We start from the raw sequence: 844 nt of genomic DNA on the forward strand, positions 1-844 counted from the left end.
GGCCATGTGCAGCGCGAGGTAGGCCTTGATGACCTGGTTGAATTCGTGGGCGCGTTCGACCTGTGACCAGTGGCCGCACTGGTTGAAGATGTGGGAGTCGGCGGTGGGGATGACGGCCTGCAGTTCGTGGGTGCGGCTCACGGGGATGACGACGTCCTGCATGCCGTGGACCAGGAGCACCGGGATGTCGAGCTTGCCTAGGACCTCGAAGTCCAGGGGGAGGGCGTCGCGGTCGCGGTCGCGTGCGGTGACGACGTCGACGAGGCGGTCGCTGGCGGTGTCGTTCAGGGCGGAGGCGTAGCGCAGGGAGACGAGTTCGTCGGTGACCAGGGACTTGTCGACGACGAACTGCTCCAGGGTGCGGCGGATGCCTGCCTCGGAGAGTTCTGGTTTGGCGTGGCCGGAGAGGGCCGCGGTCTTCTTGGCTCCGCCGGTGCCCATGGAGACGATGCCCAGCAGGCGTTCGGGGAAGTCGATGGCGAATTGCATGGCGACCCAGCCGCCGATGGAGTTGCCGACAATCCAGGTCTTGTCGATGCCCAGGGCGTCCAGGACGCGGACGGAGTGGCGGACCCATTCCTTGATGCCGTATTCGATGCCTTCGGGGACGACGGTTTGGCCGTAGCCGACGGAGTCGATGGCGATGCAGCGGCCGGATTCGGCCAGTTCGGGGAGGTTCAGCCACCAGTTGGCGGCGGCGGTGACGCCGGTGCCTGAGCCGTGGAGGAAGAGGATCGGGGTGCCTTCGCCGAGCTCGTGGTAGTGGGTGATTTCGCCTTCGGCGGTTTGCAGCCACTTGTCTTCGAGGCCGAAGAAGGCGTCGGTCGTGTAATCGGGAATCTGG

Annotated in this window: 1 protein-coding gene; it reads right to left on the reverse strand. The window is 65.9% G+C overall.

Annotated features, from left to right (window positions below):
- The coding region (locus ACIPUB_RS20080; RefSeq protein ID WP_407608995.1) for an alpha/beta fold hydrolase at window positions 1-844 on the reverse strand (844 nt) is incomplete at both ends.

It is taken from the genome of Paeniglutamicibacter sp. ORCA_105, from assembly GCF_045798545.1.
Classification (GTDB): domain Bacteria; phylum Actinomycetota; class Actinomycetes; order Actinomycetales; family Micrococcaceae; genus Paeniglutamicibacter; species Paeniglutamicibacter sulfureus.